Source organism: Arthrobacter sp. 05N428_2 (assembly GCF_056397065.1).
The window spans coordinates 21,218-36,690 of record NZ_JBFTMR010000015.1; the positions used below are offsets into that span (position 1 = coordinate 21,218).

The following is a 15,473-nucleotide window of genomic DNA, read 5'->3' on the forward strand; positions in this document are numbered from 1 at the left end:
AGCAAAAGGAGGGGCACCCGCGGGTGCCCCTCCTTTCGCGTCCCTTAGCTATTGCGCCTCGTGGTGCCACCGACGCGCCGCCACGCGCCGCCCCCGCCGGCGCTTCGGCGCCGTCAGGCTAGGGCTCGAACTTGTACCCCAGCCCGCGGACGGTGATCAGGTACCGCGGTGCCGAGGGGTCCGGCTCGACCTTGCTGCGGAGCCGCTTGACGTGCACATCCAGGGTCTTGGTGTCGCCCACGTAATCGGAGCCCCAGACCCGGTCGATCAGCTGGCCCCGCGTGAGCACCCGGCCGGAGTTGCGCAGCAGCATCTCGAGCAGCTCGAATTCCTTCAGCGGCAGCGACACCTGCTCGCCCTTGACGCTGACCACGTGCCGCTCGATGTCCATCCGGACCGGACCGGCCTGGACGGTGCTGGCAACCAGTTCCTCGGGTTCGCCGTGGCGGCGCAGGACGGCCCGAACCCGGGCCACCAGCTCCCGCGAGGAGTAAGGCTTCGTGACGTAGTCGTCGGCGCCCAGTTCGAGGCCCACCACCTTGTCGATCTCGGCATCCTTGGCGGTCAGCATGATCACCGGGACGGAGGACCGCTGCCGCAGCTGGCGGCACACCTCGGTCCCGGACTGTCCGGGCAACTGCAGGTCCAGCAGGACCAGGTCTGCGCCGTTGCGGTCGAATTCGGTGATGGCGTCGAGGCCGTTGTCCACGACTTCCACCTCGAATCCTTCCTTGCCCAGCAGGTACGAGAGGGGGTCACTGAACGATTCCTCGTCCTCGACAATAAGAATCCGGCTCAAGCGCTAGCTCCTTGCTCATGGACGCCCGCGGCGTCACGTCGTTCTGGTCGTGCGTTCTGTGGGGACCGTCGGGGGTCCGCCGCTGGTTCGTCCTGGCCTTCCATCTCGGGCAGGCGGATGGTGAAGGTGGAGCCCTGCCCGGGCTGGGACCAGAGGGTCACCTCGCCGCCGTGGTTGGCCATCACGTGCTTGACGATGCTCAGGCCCAGTCCGGTGCCGCCGGTGTGGCGGGAGCGCGCGGTATCCACACGGTAAAAGCGCTCAAAGACGCGTTCCTGGTCCTCGGGGCTGAGGCCCTCGCCCTGGTCAGTCACGGAGACCGCGACCAGGCCGTCCCGGGCCCGCACACCGACGCCCACCTGGGTGTTTTCCGACGAATACCGGATGGCGTTGTCGATCAGGTTGCGTAGCGCCGTGACGAGTAGGTCCTGGTCGCCGTAGACCATCGCGTCGGCCCGGCCGCCCACCACGATCTCAATATTCTTGCTTTCGGCCGGGAGCTGGGACCGGTCCACGGCCTCGGCGACGACCGTGTTGATGTCCACGGGGTGGGCCTGCTGGGCCACGTTGGCGCCCTGCAGGCGGGAGAGTTCGATGATGTCCTGCACGAGGGCGGCCAGCCGGCTGGATTCCTTGTGCATGCGCTTGGCGAACCGGCGGACGGCTTCCTCGTCGTCGGGCGAGGCTTCCAGGGCCTCCGCCAGCAGCGAGATGGCGCCGACCGGCGTTTTCAGTTCGTGCGAAACGTTGGCCACGAAGTCATTGCGGATCTCTTCCGTGCGGGTGATTTCGGTGCGGTCGTCCGCGAGCAGCAGGATATATTCCTCGCCGAGCATCGCCGCCCGGACCTGCACAACAATGGTTCCCGAGCCGAGCGGACCGCGCGGCAGCTCGAGCTGCTTCTCCAGGATGACGCCGTCGCGCCGGACCTTGGCGGTCATCTCCAGCAATTGCTGGTGCACCACGGTGTGCCCGCGGACCAGGCCGTAGGCGTAGGCGGCAGGGCTGGCGCGCACCACGCCGTCGACCGCGTCCACGACGACGAAGGCGCGGCCGACGACGGCGAGCACCTCGGCGGCGCCGTCGGGCAGCGCCGGATCGTCGGTTTCGACGTCGCTGATTTTGCGCTGCTGCTCGCTCACCCGGAAGGCGAGCACGCCAAAGATGCCGAGCGACAGGCCGATCAGTCCCGCGATCACGCCGATGAGCATTGGGTCCACGGCTCCAGCTTATGCGCTGGCGGCCCGCCGGAAATCTAAACGTGTGCGATTGCGGCGCGGGTTCAGCTAACGTTCACCTATAGAGGCGTAACAGTTCACCGGAGACTGGAAGGGTGGCAGGTTGAACGCCGCTACGGTGAAACGAAACGGGCCGGCCACTGCGGTGCTCGGCGACGTTTCCGAGGAAAGGACGCACCCGTGCGCAAGGTTTTTCAGGAAGAGCTCGCCCAGGTGGGTGAGCAGCTCATCGAAATCTCGAAACTCGTCAGCGAGGCCTTCGAGAAGGCCACCACCGCCTTCGAGGGCGCCGACATCGACTTGGCCGAAGACGTCATCGCGGCCGACGCCCGGATCGACTTCCTGCAAAACAGCCTTGACGAGCGGGCCATCGACATCCTCGCGCTGCAGGGCCCGGTGGCCAGCGACCTGCGCATGATCGTGGGCTCGCTGCGGATGAGTGCGTCGCTGGAGCGGATGGGCGACCTCGCCCGGCACCTCGCCCAGTTGGCCCGGCTCCGCTACCCGGCCATCGTTATTCCGGAACCGCTGCGGGAGACCTTCAAGAGTTTCGCCAAGCACGACCTGGAGATCGCGGAAAAGCTCACCGTGCTGCTGGAGACCCGCGACCTTGAGGTTGCCCGCGACATCCTCAAGGCCAACGCCGTTGTCAACGACCTCCACCTGAGCGTCTTCAAGGCGATCGCCCGCAGCGACTGGCAGGAATCGGCCGCCACCACCGTCGACGTCGCCCTGGCAAGCCGCTACTTCGAGCGCTTCGCCGATCACGGCGTATCCGTCACGCAGAAGGTCACCTACCTGGTCACCGGCGCGTGGCAGCCGAACAGCATCGAGCACAGCTGACGCTTCTGCCGTCCCCACAGCAGACAGTACGACGGCGGCCGGCCACCCCAGGGGTGACCGGCCGCCGTCGTCGTATCCGGAGTGCGTAAGGCGCTACTTCTTGCCCTGGTTGGCCACTGCCTTGATGGACTCGGCGGCGGCCTCGGGATCGAGGTAGGTGCCGCCCGGGTTCAGCGGCTTGAAGTCCCCGTCCAGTTCGTAGACGAGCGGGATGCCGGTGGGGATGTTCAGCCCGGCAATGTCCGCGTCACTGATGCCGTCGAGGTGCTTGACCAGCGCCCGCAGCGAGTTGCCGTGCGCGGTGACCAGCACGGTCTTGCCGGCCTTGAGGTCTTCCTTGATGTCGGATTCCCAGTACGGCAGCAACCGGATCAGGACGTCCTTGAGGCACTCGGTGCGCGGCATCGCGTCGCCGAGGTCCGCGTAGCGCGGGTCCCCCACCTGGGAGAACTCGGAGTCGTCCGCGAGGGGCGGCGGCGGGGTGTCGTAGGACCGGCGCCAGGTCATGAACTGTTCCTCGCCGTATTCGGCCAGGGTCTGGGCTTTGTCCTTGCCCTGCAGCGCGCCGTAGTGGCGTTCGTTGAGCCGCCAGTCGCGCTTGACGTCGATCCAGCCCCGGTCGGCCTTCTCCAGCGTGAGGTTCGCGGTGTTGATGGCCCGCTTCAGCCGCGACGTGTAGACGATGTCCGGGAGGACGTCGTTCTCCACCAGCAACTCGCCGCCGCGCACCGCCTCGGCACGTCCCTGATCGTTCAAGTCGACGTCCACCCAGCCGGTGAACAAGTTCTTGGCGTTCCATTCGCTGTGGCCGTGGCGCAGCAGAATCAGCTTGTAAGTCATGCTTTTTATCCTAACCGAGCACCCGCGGACCGTGCCTTGCGTTACAGCGCAGGTCCGCTGCACCGCGGGTCGGCCGCAGGGCATTCCGGGAGCGGTCACGGGCCGCAGCCGACCCCGCGTTGGACGATAGGGTTGGCGTGTGGTGCAGAAGGCGAAGCGGGTGACCTCCCCCCGGACCCCCGGCGGGACGCAGGGCGGCCCCTCGGGCGCATCCCGGGCCGGCCGGCCGGTGGGCAACGTGACCCGCGGAACCACCAACCCCAACCGGATGCGGCGGGTGGACCGATGGCTTACCGGCCCGCAAGCCTGGCGGCTGCGGAACGCGGAAGATCCCCTGGTCGTGGACCTTGGCTACGGAGCGTCCCCGGCCACCGCCGTCGAACTCTTCGACCGGCTCACCGTCGTCCGGCCCGACGTGCGGGTGGTCGGAATTGAGATCGAACCGGAACGGGTCCGGCAGGCCAAGCCGCTGGAGAGGCCGGGGCTGAACTTCCAGTTGGGCGGTTTCGAACTTCCGCTGCACGGGCGGCCGGTGCTGGTGCGGGCCTTCAATGTGCTGCGGCAGTATGAGGAAGCTGACGTCCCGGCGATTTGGCGGCTGGTTCAGGACCGGTTGGCCTCCGGCGGGTTGTTCATCGATGGCACCTGCGACGAGATCGGGCGCCGGGTCACGTGGGTGGCGCTCGACGCCGGCGGGCCGCTCAGCCTGAGCCTGTCCATGCGTTTCGGCGGCTTTGAGCTGCCCTCGGAAATTGCCGAACGGCTGCCGAAAGCGCTCATCCACCGGAACGTGCCCGGGGAGAAGATTTATTCGTACCTGCAGGCGCTGGACAAGGCCTGGCTGGAGGCGGCGCCGCTGGCCTCGTTCGGGAACCGGCAGCGGTGGACGGCCATGTGCCGGTCACTGCGCGACGGCGGCTGGCCCGTGCAGGACGGCCCGACGCGCTGGCGCCTGGGCGAGCTCACCGTCGGCTGGGACGCCGTGGCGCCCCGGTAATTAGGTCACCAACCGGCGTTGCGGCTGCCGCCGCGGCCCGCGTCCTTGACCGCGGGGCGCACGTCGGCGAGGTACACGGATGCCGCCACCACGGCCGCGAGGCCAAAGAGCCCCAGTGCGTTGACCGGGCTGCCGCCGCGGTAGGTAAGGACGGCGATGGCCCCCACGGCCAGGGCCACGCCGGTCAGGGCGAGCCAGAAGGTCTTGGTCCGCTTGGACACCGCCTCGAAGGCGTTGGCCTGGTGCCGCACGCAGTCGAAGAACGCCCAGATCTCCAGGCCAAGGGAAATGAGCAAGATGACCACGCTTACGCCGAAGTCGGCATAAACAACCAGAATTCTTCCGTCCATCCCCCCAGCCTAGCCGTCCAGTGTTGCGAAGGCCCGCTGCAAATCGGCCCAGAGGTCCTCCACATTTTCAATGCCGACGCTGAGCCTGACCAGATTCTCCGGCACGCTGGCCGGCTCCGCTGTGTGTCGGCGGCGCCGCTCGATCAGCGATTCGACTCCGCCCAGGGAGGTAGCGGGCAGCCAAAGCTGCAGGGCCCGGATCATCCGGTCGGCGGCGTCCGCGCCGCTGAGGTCCCCCACCGGCGCCATCTCGATGCACAGCACGGACCCGAAGCCTTTCATCTGCGCCTTGGCCCGTTCATGTCCCGGGTCCGAGGCGAGTCCGGGGTACCGGATGCTGCCGACCCGCGGGTGCCGGCTCAGCCGGTCAGCGAGCAGCGCCGCGGACGCCTGCGAGCGCTCGATCCGCACGGCCAGGGTGCGCAGTCCCCGCAGCGCCAGCCACGCCTCGAACGGGCCGGCGATGCCCCCGTGGATGGTGCGGTGGTGCAGCAGCCTGGCGTGCAGCTCGGCGTCGGACGTCACCAAAGCCCCCAGCACGACGTCGGAGTGGCCGGCGAGGTACTTGGTAACCGAGTGCAGGACGACGTCGGAACCCAGGCTGAGCGGCTGCTGCACGAGCGGGGTGGAGAAGGTGTTGTCGGTGACGACCAGCGCCCCGGCCGCGTGTGCCGCCGCGGTGAGCGCCCGGATGTCCGCGACGCCGAGCATCGGGTTGGTGGGGCTCTCCAGCCACAGCATGCTGGCGGGTTTTCCGTCCGCGGGGGCGAGTTGCGCCAGCACGGCGTCGGTGTCCGCGATGTCCACGGTGCGCAGTTCCAGCGCGCCCTTTTGCGCCAGCTCCGTCGCCATCACCAACGAACCGGCGTAGCTGTGCGACGGCATCACCAGCACACCCTGCACCGGAACCAGGGACAGCGCCGAACTGACGGCGGCGAGCCCCGAGGCGTACAGCAGGCCCGGCAGCGTGGCCCCCTCGAGTTGTGCCAGGGCCTGCTCGAACGGGTCCCAGGTGGGGTTGGAATAGCGGCCGTAGCCGCGGTCGCCGGGACCCAGCGGGCCGGTGCCGAAAAAGGTCGAGGACAGCACGATCGGCGGGTTGACCGGGGCGTCGCGGTCCCGCGGCGGACGGCCTGCCGCCACCACCACGGTTTCGGCGGAGAGCGAGGCTGCCTGTTCTTCGGAGAGACTCATGGTGACAGGGTACTTCGGCAGCCGGGCCGGCCCCGTGCAGCGTTACGGACAGGCCCCATTGTGTCTGTGATTGTCGGTAGGCTAGAGCGGTGACTACCCAGACTCCCGGACCGTTCCCCGGACTGTTCATCGCCTTTGAGGGCGGCGACGGCGCCGGCAAGTCCACCCAGGCGGCGGAACTCGCCCGGGCGCTCGAGTCACGCGGGCTGACGGTCTTGCGGACCAGGGAACCGGGCGGCACACCGATCGGCGAGAAGCTGCGGTCCCTGGTGTTGGATCACGGTCACGGTCACATCGATGCGCATACCGAGGCCCTGATCTTCGCGGCCTCCCGCGCCGCCCACGCCGCCCAGGTCCTCCGTCCCGCGCTGGAACGGGGCGAAGTGGTCCTCACCGACCGGTACATCGACTCCTCGGTGGCCTACCAGGGTGCCGGCCGGCACCTCGGCACGGAGGCCGTGGCGGGGATCAACGATTGGGCCACCTCCGGCCTGCAGCCCGACCTGACGGTCCTGCTCGACGTCGACCCCGCAGACGGCCGGCGACGGCGGACCGCCGGGGACGCCGCGGAGGACCGGCTCGAATCCGAGGCTGACGAGTTCCATGCCACGATCCGCGCCGCTTTCCTGGCGCTGGCCGCGGCCCGGCCAGGGAAGTACCTGGTCCTTGCGGCGCACCTGCCCGTACAGGAACTTGCCGACCAGATTTTGGAGCGGGTCGAGGCGCTGCTCGCGCTCCGCCAGGGCAGCTCGGCATGAGTGTCTGGGACGATCTTCAGGGCCAGCCCGCCGTCGTCGCCCAACTGCGCCAGGCGGCCGAGGGCGACGGGCTCACGCATGCGTGGCTGTTCACCGGGCCGCCGGGGTCGGGCCGGTCCAACGCCGCGAAGGCCTTCGCCGCCGCGCTGAACTGCGACCAGGAGGACGTGGCTAACCGGGGCTGCGGCGTCTGCGCGGCCTGCCAGACCATCGTGGGCGAGACGCATTCCGACGTCACCTTCGTGCGGACCGAAAAGGTCACCATCACCATCGACGAGGCGCGGGAGCTGGTCTCGAGCGCGGGCAACCGGCCGTCCTCCGCCCGGTGGCGGATCATCGTGGTCGAGGACGCGGACCGCATGGCGGAACGCACCACCAACGTGCTGCTCAAAGCCATCGAGGAACCCACCCCGCGCACCATCTGGATGCTGTGCGCCCCGTCCCCCGCGGACGTGCTGGTCACCATCCGCTCCCGCTGCCGTCCGGTGGCGCTGCGGCTGCCGCCGGCCGCCGACGTCGCGGCGCTGCTGGTCAAGCGCGACGGCGTCGACCCGGACGTCGCCGAACGCGCGGCCCGGGCCGCGCAAAGCCACGTGGGGATCGCCCGGCGGCTGGCCCGGGATCCCGAGGCACGGGAGCGCCGGCTGGAGACCGTGCGGTTCCCGCTGCAGCTGCGCGGCGTCACCGCGGCCGTGATGATGGCGGACAAGCTGGTCAAGATAGCCACCGAGGAAGCCAACAGTTCCAATGACGAGCGGGATGCAGCCGAGAAGGCCGCACTGCTCGCCACGCTTGGCGCGCCCGAAAGCGGCCCGCTCCCTGCCGCCATGCGCGGCCAGGTCAAACAGCTCGAGGACGACCAGAAGCGGCGCGCCAAACGCTCCGTGACCGACTCGCTTGACCGCACGCTGACCGACCTGTTGTCCTTTTACCGGGATGTGCTGATCATTCAGATGGGGAACGCCGTTGAACTGGTCAACATCGAGCTCAGGAGCGAACTCCAGGAATTTGCCGGACGATCCACGGCCGAGGTGACGCTGGCCCGCATGGACGCCATCAACAAGGCCCGCACCCGGATTACCACCACCAACGTCGCCCCGCTGCTGGCGATAGAGTCCATGGCTACCAGCCTGGTCTGACCCGACAGCAAGCGCTCGACCCGCCTCGACTCGCAGAGTTTCACGCCCCAAGGAGAACCGCATGACGCCAGCACCACCACGGCCCGCAGGCCGCCGATCCGTGGGGTGCAAGGTGCGGTCGGCCGCCGCCTTGGCGCTAGGCCTGGTGCTGGCCCTGGTGCTGTCTTCCTGCACAATGTTCGGCCCCAGCGACGGCGGCTCGAAAAGCGCTGCCGCCCAGCCCGATCCGTCGATCGCCGCCGCGGCGCCCGCCGAGTTGCGGAGCTTCTACTCCCAGCAGCTCAGCTGGTCGCGCTGCGAGGGGGACTTTCAGTGTGCCAAGGTCAAGGTCCCGGTGGACTACAGCAAGCCCGACGGCGGCACGATCGAACTCGCGGCCCTCAAACTGGCCGCGAAGGGCGGCAACAAGAAGGGCAGCCTGCTGGTAAACCCGGGCGGACCCGGCGGCTCCGGCTACGACTTTGTCAGGGACGCAGGCTCCACGAACATTTCGGAAAAGGTGCGCGCGAATTTCGACGTCGTCGGCTTCGACCCGCGCGGGGTGAAGCGCTCCGCGCCGGTAACCTGTCTGACCGACCAGGAACGCGACGCGTCCCGCGCCAAGATCTACAACCTGGACACCGACGCCGGCCTGGCCGAAGCGTTCGCGGACAACAAGGCGATTGCCGCCAAGTGCGCCGAGAAGACCGGGCCGGTACTGGCCCACGTGGACACCGTCAGCGCCGCGAAGGACCTGGACATCCTCCGCGGTGTCCTGAACGACACGAAACTCAACTACCTCGGCTACTCCTACGGCACGTTCCTTGGTTCCACCTACGCCTCCCTGTTCCCGGACAACGTGGGACGGATGGTCCTGGACGGCGCCCTGGACCCCTCGCTCAGCTACGAGGAGTTGACCAGCGGCCAGGCGAAGGCCTTCGAGAAGGCGATCCGGTCCTACGTGACCAAATGCCTCCAAGGCAGCGGCTGTCCGTTCAGCGGCACCCCGGACGACGCCATCAAACAGATCCAGGCGATCATCGCTGCGGTGGAAGCAGCACCGGAGACCGCCAAGGACGGCCGGGTGGTCAACGCGTCCATGTTCGTCAGCGGCTTCATCCTGCCGTTCTACAACGACACCAACTGGCCCGTACTCACCCAGGCCCTGGCCAGTGCGATGAAGGGCGATGTGTCGCCGATGCTGCGGCTGTCCGACTTCGGCGCGGACCGGGAACCGAACGGGACCTACTCGGCGAACTCCACGTTCGCCTTCAACGCCATCAACTGCCTCGACTACCCGATGTCTGCCGACCCGGCCGCGATGCGCGCCGAGGAGAAGCAGCTCCGGCAGGACTCCCCCACCCTGGGCTATTACTTCGCCTACGGCGGCACGAGCTGCCGGGACTGGCCCTACAAGAACGTCCGCACCCCGGCGCCGGCGGAATACAAGGGCTCGGCGGACATCGTGGTGGTGGGCACCACCGGGGACCCCGCCACGCCGGTTGAGTGGGCCAGCGCCCTGCGCAAGCAGCTGGGCACGGCGTCGCTGCTGACCTGGAAGGGCGAGGGCCACACCGCCTACGGACGCTCCAACAGCTGTATTGGGAATGCTGTGGACGGGTACCTCGTGGACGGCAAGACGCCGGCTGACAACACCGTCTGCTGAGCCCTGCAGGGTCCCGCGCGGCTCATTTTGACCCGGGTGCGGGGACTCCATTACAGTTATCTCTTGCATGATCCGCCCGGTTCGCCGGAGTTTCAGGCGGTTGCTTCCTTAGCTCAGTTGGTAGAGCGTCTCACTCGTAATGAGAAGGTCGCCAGTTCGATTCTGGCAGGAAGCTCGGGAAGAACCCCGTATTTCCGTTGCTTCAGCGACGATACGGGGTTTTTTGCTGGCTCGGCTGAGATCGCCGCATGAGGCCGGGGCACACTTTCCGACTCCGCGACCTTCGAGGCCCTGACCTAGGTGCGTCTGGCGCAGCTCTCCGGAGTCTGGAACGCCGTCGAGATGACTGACACACCGGCGACGCACGCCGCAGAGCGCCGGACCGGAGTCAACTCCGCCGCGGCCGGTCAGGCATAGCTCAGGCCGCCACTGCGGTTAGAGCGGCCGGGGCAAGGTCAGTACCAGTTGTTGGATGTCTCGTGGTCCCAGGCACCGCAGGGTGAGCCGTATCGGCCCGCGATATAGCCGAGCCCCCAGTCAATCTGGGTGCGGTAGTTGGTCAGCCAGTCGGATCCGGTGGACGAATACTTCTCCGGCGGGAGCGCTTGCGCAACACCGTAAGCGCCGCTGGAGGGGTTCGTGGCGTTGGTCATCCAGCTCGACTCCTGGTTCCACAGCTTGAGCAGACAGGCCATCTGGTCGCCGCCCCAGCCGTGTGAACTTAGGCGGCCGGAGGCGTACGCCTGCGCGCCGCCCGGATCGTTGGCGGCGCCGCCGGGGACGTCGGGCATCACCACGTCGGCCGGGGGACGCGGGGACACAGGCGAAGAAGCTGCCGCAGCCGCCGCTGCCGCCGCGGCCGCTGCAGAGGCCGCCGCGGCAGCAGCCGCTGCGCGCTGGCGGGCCTCCTGTTGCGCCTCGTAGGCTGCCTGCGCTTCTACGCCGGCGCGGTAATTCTGTTCGACGGTTGCGCTGGTGTCCTTCAGGGCCGCCAGCTGTGCGGTGAGGGTGCCGCTGTATTTCTTTTCCTCCTCCACCTTCTGCTGGGTCGCTCGTTGGGCGTCCTGTGCGGCGCCTAGTTTCGTCTGCGCTTCGCCGGTAAGCCGCTGGTTTTCGGCCTGCTCCACCGCCTGCTGCTCATCCAGGGACGAGGCGACTGCCTCCGCGGCACGCGAACTGTTGTAGATGTCGGTGGTCCGCTGGGCGACGATCTGCATCACGTCCAGCTTCTGCAGCCCGTCCCTGCTCTGCAGCGTGTCCATCACTGCGAAGGGTCCCAGGTTGGCACCCCCGGTCATGTAGTCCTGGGCTGCGAGGTTCCCTGTTTGCCGCCTGAGTTTCACCACCGTGGCATGGGCCGTGTCGGTCTTTTCTTTCAGCGCGGCCAGTTTCGCTGTTGAGGCATCAAGGTTGTTGTGGGCCAGGGCGTAGGCCAGGCCCGCTGTGACCGCGGCGGCGCCGAGTGAGGAGGCCTGCTGCTCCAGTCCGTCGAGAAGGCCGTTTATCTTCTGGATCTCGGCGGTCTTTGCGTCGGCATTGTCTTTGGCGGCCTGGACGTCGGCCCACGACGGGTAGCCGGACGGTGGAGTGTCATCCGCACTCGCCGTCGGCACAGCAGTTACGGCCAGCAGCGCGACCGTCGTCAGCGCGGCGCAGACTTTGCCGAGAGGAACTTTCAACGTAACCGTGAACCTGAACATATCCAGCAGAGCCTACTCGATGGTGCTGGGGGAACCCGGCAGCGGCCTCCGGCGAGGGCCGAATCCTATAGCGGACGTCGGCCGTCTTCGCCCCCTCCGCATGGCGGACGAAACCGGCTGGGGTCTTCCCCTCGGTGGCCCATACACAGGGTGCATGGCACAACGGCGGATGGGCTAGGGGCGGCCGGCTGGTCCGACCGCCCCTAGGTGGCACTACTTGGTGTCCGGCACGTTCCAGAAGATCAGGTCGTGCCCGTGGCAGGCTTCGTGGTCGCCGCGGATGTCGGCTCCCTTGGTGCCCTGCCATGGATGATTTCAGTCAGCATGTCCCACGGGTTTGTTATCGATACGGCGGTGCTCAGTCGCGGAGCGGCACACCTTGGGCGTCGACGCGGAAGTGCGCAGCGCCGGCGATGATCATGATGCCCTCCACGACACCCCACAGGGCAACGAGGCCGAAGGTAAAGGCGCCCAGCACGATGGTCAGGACGAGCTGGATAACCGCGATCTTAGTGAAGCCCAGGTAGAAGCGGTGGATGCCCAGGCCGCCCAGGAAGATGCCAAGGAGCCCGGCGACGAGCTTGGACTTCGGCTGCGGGTAGCCGTAGGCCGGGTTCGGCATCGGCGGCTGGGCCGGGTACTGGACGTGCTGCTGGGGCGCCTGCGGGTATCCCTGGGACTGGGGCTGCCCTGCGTAAGGCTGCTGCGGCGCCGCCGAGTAGCCGTGTTGCTGCGGTGCGGCCGAGTAGCCCGGCTGCTGCGGCGCCGCCGAGTAGCCCTGGTACTGGGACTGCCCGGCGTACGGCTGCGCGGGGCCCGCGTAGCCCTGCGGCTGAGCCTGGTAGGGCTGTTGCCCCTGGGGTCCGGCCGGGTACTGCTGGCCTGGGAACGAAGGAGCCGCCGGCGGCTGGAAGCCTTCCGGAGGAACGGCCTTGGGGTCAGGATGGGGCTGGGTCACGGTGGTGCCTTTCGGTGAGGTGATGATGCAGCCCACGACGCCGGGCGGCAGCACCGTCAACGACGCCTCCCCCAAGAATCCATGTGCCGTCATCATTCTGACGGAACAAATCTGTTTATGGCGCAACCACACGCTAAGCACCCGTTGGCACCAACAAACTATTGGCCATTGACACGCTATTGGGCATTGACACGCGTGCCCGGCGCGGACGTTTAATGGAAGTGGCCCTGTTTTCGGACGACACCCACGGCAGGACAACACGGCCCTTGAAGGCCTAAGCACAATGGCCTCGTAGACCGAGGCCCTTCCGACCGCCGGCGACAGATCCCGGCGGAACATCTCCACATCGCATCCCCTCTACGCACCTTCCCCTGAGACACGCCCGGATTTCCCGTGGACCCACCAGGCCGGCAGGTTATCTTGGTGCGGATCGAGTGAGGCCGTAAACCCTCAGTAAAGGAAACATTCCCATGCATACGATTACCCGCGTGATCGGAACAGCCGCTGTGACAGCTGCCTTGGGTTTGGGCGTCAGTGCCCTCCCCGCCAGCGCGGCGGCTCCGGCTTCTGCCAGCATGTCATCCAACCAAAACTGGTCGGACCACAATAACGACAACAGAAGGTGTGACCGCGGCGACAGGTGGGACAGCAGCCACTGGAACTGGTGGGACCGCTGCGACAACCGCGACCACCGGTTCGACCACCGGTTTGACCACCGCTGGTGAGGCACGCACGCTGCCTCTAGCTGGCTGAGGTCGACTGGATGTCAGCGGGCCGGCGGACGGATTTCCTGTCCGGCCCGCTGACATTCGTGTCCGAGGAAAACATCTTGTTCCGGCCGGGTCGAGAGAGGCTCGGGAGTTCCGAACCTGGTTAGCCTTCGTCGCAGAGCAGGTGGTACCAGCTGTCGGCGAGCACCTCGAGCGCATGGTCGCGGTTGGGCTCGAACTTGCGGCGTGTCCACAGCGTCGCGACGTAGTCGAGCTGGGTGAAGGCGAGGGTTCCGCGGATGTGGTGTGTCTCCTCGGCGAAACGGCCGGCCTGCTGCAGGCCGCGGACGATATCGGAGATGACCTCCTCGTGCCAGCCCTCGACCAAGGTCCGCACCTCGCGATCGACGGCGGCGGCTTCATCAAGGGCGTCGAGGTAGGGCCGGAAGACCGGCCAAAGCGCGGCACGCGACTCGAGCCAGGCGAGGATGCCCGGCAGCTTGCCGTCCCGCACGACGTCGACGAGTTCGGCGGCGGTCGAGGTTCGGTCGGGGCCGTCCGCGCGCTCCAGCACTGCGTTGACGCGAGCCATGAAGTCCCTCATCAGGTCACTGCGTGACGGGTAGTACGCGTAGAAGGTGACCCTGGTGGTGCCGGCGGCCGCGGCGATCTCGTCGATCGTCGTCGCGGCGTACCCCTTTTCGGTGAACAGCGCGAGCGCCCGTTCGACGATCATGTCGCGGGTCAGCTGCTTCTGGGCTTCTCGCAGTGACGACATGGGTCAATCCTAACGGTGGGGTGCGGAATCTGTTCAAAGGACGAATGGTGCGCTGGCCGGCACCGGTCCCGGAACCCTTCGGGCCGGCCCCGGCCAGCTGACACGCCGGCGGGTCGTCCTTACGCGGCCAGCCGCAGGGCGGCGACCGGGCAGACCCTGACCGCTGCTTCCGCGGCGTCCCGGTCGGCGCCGTCGACCTCCGAGACATCGATCACAAGTTCGCCGTCGTCGTCAAGGTGCATGAGCCGGGGCGCGGCTTCCTCGCAGAGTCCGTGTCCCTCGCAGCGCGGGCGGTCCAGTTCGATCCTCACGCGGCCGATACCTTTACGACCTCAAGCCGTTCGATGCTCCGGGTGATATTGCTCGGCTCCCGCACCTCGTCCCCAAGGGTCAGGGATTCCACCCTCCGTGCCAGGGCCTCGATGATCGCATGCGCTTCAAGCTTCGCGAGGCCCTGGCCGGCGCAGCCATGCGGACCGTAGCCGAAGGAGAGGTGATCCACCGGGTTGCGGAGCACGTCAAAGCTGTCCGGATTTTCGTAGTGGCGCGGGTCGCGGTTGCCGGCGCCAAAGAGGATGCCCACCTGCGCCCCGGCCGGAATGACGACCCCCTCGATTTCCACGTCGCGGGTTGCCTTGCGGCCCCAAATGTGGACCGGAGCCCAGTAGCGCAGCACCTCAGCGAAGGCCGCGGGAACGAGTTCCGGTTTTTCCCGGACCAGCTTGAACTGCTCGGGGTGGCGGCCAAACAGCGCAACGATGTTCCCGATGGCGGCGATGGTCGTGTCCACGCCGGCGCCGAGGTACTGGTGGATGATGTGCCCGGCCGTTCCCTCGGGAATCTCGCCACGGGTCTCGGCGTCGAAGATTCCGCGACCGATGGAGCCGGGGGTGAGGTCCTCGGCGGTGACCGACGAGCACCAGCCGTAGAGCTCGCCGGCAATCGGGAAGTTCTCCTGGGTGCGCCGGTTCAGCGGGCCAAGCACCTGCATCGCGGCCTGCCCCCAGCGCAGCATGTTGTCCTTCACATGCCCTTGGAACCCGATGAGGTCGGCAACGATTTCGATCGGGAAGGCGCGCGCCAGGGAATCGATGGCCTCAAAGCTGCCGCTGTCTGCGAGCTCGGCAACGAGCTTGTCAGCCTTTTCGTCGATGACGACCTTCAGGCCGCGGAGGGCTCGGGGGGTGAGGTTCTGGGACAGCGTCGCGCGCAGCTGGGTGTGCACCGGCGGGTCGGAAGCAAGCGAGGTGCCCTGCAGCGCCTCGTTCACCATGGGGTTGAAGCCGATGCTGGTGGACGAGAACGTCGCCGGATCACCGAGGGCGTCGCGGATGACGTCGTAGCGCGTCAGGACGTATACGTCGTTCTTGGGCAGGTGCACTACTGCGCCCTGCTCGCGGAGTGCAGCGTAGGTGGGGTAGGGGTCGACGAGGACGTTGTCGTCCCAGATATCGATAGCTGATTCGGTGGGTGCAGCCATGGTGCTCTCCTTGCGGATCGGTGGTGGTCGTTAAAGTGCAGGCC

General features: G+C 67.5%; 15 protein-coding genes and 1 tRNA gene. 6 read left to right on the forward strand and 10 right to left on the reverse strand.

Translation table 11 applies throughout. From position 1 onward, the window contains the following. Positions 1–118 precede the first annotated feature (118 nt). Positions 119–799, reverse strand: a complete 681-nt coding sequence (locus AC1DGI_RS15085; RefSeq protein ID WP_441403261.1) for a response regulator — start codon at positions 797–799, stop codon at positions 119–121. Next, positions 796–2,010 (reverse strand): sensor histidine kinase, encoded by a 1,215-nt coding sequence (locus tag AC1DGI_RS15090; protein WP_476899437.1) that lies wholly within the window; start codon positions 2,008–2,010, stop codon positions 796–798. The genes AC1DGI_RS15085 and AC1DGI_RS15090 overlap by 4 nt, the downstream gene beginning before the upstream one ends. 207 nt (positions 2,011–2,217) lie before the next feature. Between AC1DGI_RS15090 and phoU the strand changes: the two genes are divergently transcribed. After that, a complete protein-coding gene (gene phoU / locus AC1DGI_RS15095; protein ID WP_476899420.1) occupies positions 2,218–2,880 on the forward strand; it encodes a phosphate signaling complex protein PhoU in 663 nt (220 codons plus the stop codon). A gap of 93 nt (positions 2,881–2,973) precedes the next feature. Here phoU and AC1DGI_RS15100 read toward each other — a convergent pair whose 3' ends face one another. Next, a complete protein-coding gene (locus tag AC1DGI_RS15100) occupies positions 2,974–3,720 on the reverse strand; it encodes a phosphoglyceromutase (RefSeq protein WP_441403550.1) in 747 nt (248 codons plus the stop codon). 139 nt (positions 3,721–3,859) lie between these two features. Here AC1DGI_RS15100 and AC1DGI_RS15105 point away from each other — a divergent pair, with 139 nt between their 5' ends. Beyond that, the gene (locus tag AC1DGI_RS15105; RefSeq protein ID WP_476899421.1) at positions 3,860–4,717 is read left to right on the forward strand and encodes a class I SAM-dependent methyltransferase; all 858 of its coding nucleotides are present in this window, start codon (positions 3,860–3,862) and stop codon (positions 4,715–4,717) included. 5 nt (positions 4,718–4,722) lie between these two features. On the opposite strand, the gene AC1DGI_RS15110 is transcribed toward AC1DGI_RS15105, so the two are convergent. Both AC1DGI_RS15110 and AC1DGI_RS15115 read right to left on the reverse strand, forming a co-directional pair. After that, positions 4,723–5,067, reverse strand: coding sequence for a DUF2516 family protein (locus AC1DGI_RS15110; RefSeq protein WP_441401179.1), 345 nt, complete (start codon positions 5,065–5,067; stop codon positions 4,723–4,725). Between the two features lie 9 nt (positions 5,068–5,076). After that, entirely contained in the window at positions 5,077–6,261 is a 1,185-nt protein-coding gene (locus AC1DGI_RS15115; protein ID WP_476899422.1) for a trans-sulfuration enzyme family protein, read from the reverse strand. 89 nt (positions 6,262–6,350) lie between these two features. On the opposite strand from AC1DGI_RS15115, the gene tmk reads away from it, so the two are divergent. From tmk to AC1DGI_RS15135, 4 genes are all read left to right on the forward strand, one after another. Continuing rightward, positions 6,351–7,019, forward strand: coding sequence for a dTMP kinase (gene tmk, locus AC1DGI_RS15120; RefSeq protein ID WP_441401183.1), 669 nt, complete (start codon positions 6,351–6,353; stop codon positions 7,017–7,019). Then, entirely contained in the window at positions 7,016–8,158 is a 1,143-nt protein-coding gene (locus AC1DGI_RS15125) for a DNA polymerase III subunit delta' (RefSeq protein WP_476899423.1), read from the forward strand. The genes tmk and AC1DGI_RS15125 overlap by 4 nt, the downstream gene beginning before the upstream one ends. A gap of 61 nt (positions 8,159–8,219) precedes the next feature. Next, complete coding sequence (locus AC1DGI_RS15130; protein WP_441401186.1) at positions 8,220–9,803, forward strand: alpha/beta hydrolase; 1,584 nt, start codon at positions 8,220–8,222, stop codon at positions 9,801–9,803. Between the two features lie 102 nt (positions 9,804–9,905). Continuing rightward, positions 9,906–9,978 (forward strand) — tRNA-Thr (locus tag AC1DGI_RS15135). A gap of 280 nt (positions 9,979–10,258) precedes the next feature. Here AC1DGI_RS15135 and AC1DGI_RS15140 read toward each other — a convergent pair. The 5 genes from AC1DGI_RS15140 to AC1DGI_RS15160 all read right to left on the reverse strand — a co-directional run bounded on the left by AC1DGI_RS15140 (position 10,259) and on the right by AC1DGI_RS15160 (position 15,429). After that, positions 10,259–11,503: a coiled-coil domain-containing protein gene (locus AC1DGI_RS15140; RefSeq protein ID WP_476899424.1), complete on the reverse strand. Its 1,245-nt coding sequence runs from the start codon at positions 11,501–11,503 to the stop codon at positions 10,259–10,261. A gap of 358 nt (positions 11,504–11,861) precedes the next feature. Further along, positions 11,862–12,557: an NINE protein gene (locus AC1DGI_RS15145; RefSeq protein ID WP_476899425.1), complete on the reverse strand. Its 696-nt coding sequence runs from the start codon at positions 12,555–12,557 to the stop codon at positions 11,862–11,864. Between the two features lie 777 nt (positions 12,558–13,334). After that, entirely contained in the window at positions 13,335–13,949 is a 615-nt protein-coding gene (locus AC1DGI_RS15150; RefSeq protein WP_441403560.1) for a TetR/AcrR family transcriptional regulator, read from the reverse strand. Between the two features lie 119 nt (positions 13,950–14,068). Continuing rightward, complete coding sequence (locus tag AC1DGI_RS15155; RefSeq protein WP_441403561.1) at positions 14,069–14,260, reverse strand: ferredoxin; 192 nt, start codon at positions 14,258–14,260, stop codon at positions 14,069–14,071. After that, complete coding sequence (locus AC1DGI_RS15160) at positions 14,257–15,429, reverse strand: cytochrome P450 (protein WP_476899426.1); 1,173 nt, start codon at positions 15,427–15,429, stop codon at positions 14,257–14,259. The genes AC1DGI_RS15155 and AC1DGI_RS15160 overlap by 4 nt, the downstream gene beginning before the upstream one ends. Positions 15,430–15,473 lie beyond the last annotated feature (44 nt).